Annotated in this window: 2 rRNA genes; both read right to left on the minus strand. The window is 48.3% G+C overall.

Features of this window, described 5'->3' with window-relative positions:
- Positions 1-2: 2 nt before the first annotated feature.
- Positions 3-117 (minus strand): 5S ribosomal RNA (gene rrf, locus KA814_RS07920).
- 77 nt (positions 118-194) lie between these two features.
- Positions 195-3,115 (minus strand): 23S ribosomal RNA (locus tag KA814_RS07925).
- Positions 3,116-3,297 lie beyond the last annotated feature (182 nt).

A 3,297-nucleotide genomic window follows, 5' to 3' on the forward strand; every position in this document is an offset into this window, starting at 1 on the left:
TTGCCTGGCAACGTCCTACTCTTGCGGAACGTAAGTCCGACTACCATCGGCGCTAAGGAGCTTAACTTCTGTGTTCGGCATGGGAACAGGTGTGACCTCCTTGCTATAGTCACCAGACAATGTCATGTATAAAATTTATACACTCAAAACTAGATTGTAAGTAAAATTTAGTTTAACCAACAAAACTTTTAAATTTGATTAAGTCTTCGATCGATTAGTATTCGTCAGCTCCACATATCGCTATGCTTCCACCTCGAACCTATTAACCTCATCATCTTTGAGGGATCTTATAACCGAAGTTGGGAAATCTCATCTTGAGGGGGGCTTCATGCTTAGATGCTTTCAGCACTTATCCCGTCCATACATAGCTACCCAGCGATGCCGTTGGCACGACAACTGGTACACCAGAGGTATGTCCATCCCGGTCCTCTCGTACTAAGGACAGCTCCTCTCAAATTTCCTACGCCCACGACGGATAGGGACCGAACTGTCTCACGACGTTCTGAACCCAGCTCGCGTACCGCTTTAATGGGCGAACAGCCCAACCCTTGGGACCGACTACAGCCCCAGGATGCGATGAGCCGACATCGAGGTGCCAAACCTCCCCGTCGATGTGAACTCTTGGGGGAGATAAGCCTGTTATCCCCGGGGTAGCTTTTATCCGTTGAGCGATGGCCCTTCCATGCGGAACCACCGGATCACTAAGTCCGTCTTTCGACCCTGCTCGACTTGTAAGTCTCGCAGTCAAGCTTCCTTGTGCCTTTACACTCTATGAATGATTTCCAACCATTCTGAGGAAACCTTTGAGCGCCTCCGTTACTCTTTAGGAGGCGACCGCCCCAGTCAAACTGTCCATCTGACACTGTCTCCCACCATGATTAATGGTGCGGGTTAGAAATCCAATACAGCGAGGGTAGTATCCCACCAACGCCTCCACGTAAGCTAGCGCTCACGTATCTAAGGCTCCTACCTATCCTGTACAAGCTGTACCGAATTTCAATATCAGACTACAGTAAAGCTCCACGGGGTCTTTCCGTCCTGTCGCGGGTAACCTGCATCTTCACAGGTACTATGATTTCACCGAGTCTCTCGTTGAGACAGTGCCCAAATCGTTACGCCTTTCGTGCGGGTCGGAACTTACCCGACAAGGAATTTCGCTACCTTAGGACCGTTATAGTTACGGCCGCCGTTTACTGGGGCTTCGATTCGTAGCTTCGCAGAAGCTAACCACTCCTCTTAACCTTCCAGCACCGGGCAGGCGTCAGCCCCTATACATCACCTTACGGTTTAGCAGAGACCTGTGTTTTTGATAAACAGTCGCTTGGGCCTATTCACTGCGGCTCTCCTGGGCGTGAACCCTAAAGAGCACCCCTTCTCCCGAAGTTACGGGGTCATTTTGCCGAGTTCCTTAACGAGAGTTCGCTCGCTCACCTTAGAATTCTCATCTTGACTACCTGTGTCGGTTTGCGGTACGGGCACCATAAATCTAGCTAGAGGCTTTTCTCGGCAGTGTGAAATCAACGACTCGAGGAAACAATTTCCTCTCCCCATCACAGCTTGACCTTATGAGTGCCGGATTTGCCTAACACTCAGTCTTACTGCTTGGACGTACAATCCAATCGTACGCTTCGCCTATCCTACTGCGTCCCCCCATCGCTTAAAACGATTCATGGTGGTACAGGAATATCAACCTGTTATCCATCGCCTACGCCTATCGGCCTCAGCTTAGGACCCGACTAACCCAGAGCGGACGAGCCTTCCTCTGGAAACCTTAGTCAATCGGTGGACGGGATTCTCACCCGTCTTTCGCTACTCACACCGGCATTCTCACTTCTAAGCGCTCCACATGTCCTTGCGATCATGCTTCAACGCCCTTAGAACGCTCTCCTACCATTGTCCTACGGACAATCCACAGCTTCGGTAATATGTTTAGCCCCGGTACATTTTCGGCGCAGTATCACTCGACTAGTGAGCTATTACGCACTCTTTAAATGATGGCTGCTTCTAAGCCAACATACTAGTTGTCTGGGCAACGCCACATCCTTTTCCACTTAACATATATTTTGGGACCTTAGCTGGTGGTCTGGGCTGTTTCCCTTTCGAACACGGACCTTATCACCCGCGTTCTGACTCCCAAGTTAAATTGATTGGCATTCGGAGTTTGTCTGAATTCGGTAACCCGAGAAGGGCCCCTCGTCCAAACAGTGCTCTACCTCCAATAATCATCACTTGAGGCTAGCCCTAAAGCTATTTCGGAGAGAACCAGCTATCTCCAGGTTCGATTGGAATTTCTCCGCTACCCTCAACTCATCCGCTCACTTTTCAACGTAAGTCGGTTCGGTCCTCCATTCAGTGTTACCTGAACTTCAACCTGGTCAAGGGTAGATCACCTGGTTTCGGGTCTACGACCAAATACTCAACGCCCTATTCAGACTCGCTTTCGCTACGGCTCCACATTCACTGCTTAACCTTGCATCAAATCGTAACTCGCCGGTTCATTCTACAAAAGGCACGCCATCACCCATTAACGGGCTCTGACTACTTGTAAGCACACGGTTTCAAGTTCTCTTTCACTCCCCTTCCGGGGTACTTTTCACCTTTCCCTCACGGTACTGGTTCACTATCGGTCACTAGAGAGTATTTAGCCTTGGGAGATGGTCCTCCCAGATTCCGACGGAATTTCTCGTGTTCCGTCGTACTCAGGATCCACTTAAGAGAGAACAGATTTTCGACTACAGGATTATTACCTTCTTTGATGCATCTTTCCAGATGCTTCGTCTAATCTATTCCTTTGTAACTCCGTATAGAGTGTCCTACAACCCCAACAAGCAAGCTCGTTGGTTTGGGCTCTTCCCGTTTCGCTCGCCGCTACTCAGGGAATCGATTTTTCTTTCTCTTCCTGCGGGTACTAAGATGTTTCAGTTCTCCGCGTCTACCTTCGATACGCTATGTATTTACGTATCGATAATACGACATAACTCGTATTGGGTTCCCCCATTCGGAAATCTCTGGATCACAGCTTACTTACAGCTCCCCAAAGCATATCGTCGTTAGTAACGTCCTTCATCGGCTTCTAGTGCCAAGGCATCCACCGTGCGCCCTTAATAACTTAATCTATTTGCTTTCCAACTCGACAACCGTCGGTTGAAAACCCAAAATGTTATTAATCTGTGAGTGTTCTTTCGAACACTAGCGATTATTTCTTTTTGAATTCAAGCTTATTTAAAACTCTTATTCACTCGGTTTTGCTTGGTAAAATCATAAATTTTACTTACTTATCTAGTTTTCAATGTACAA

The organism is Staphylococcus sp. GDY8P196P, from assembly GCF_017891705.1.
Classification (GTDB): domain Bacteria; phylum Bacillota; class Bacilli; order Staphylococcales; family Staphylococcaceae; genus Staphylococcus; species Staphylococcus ureilyticus.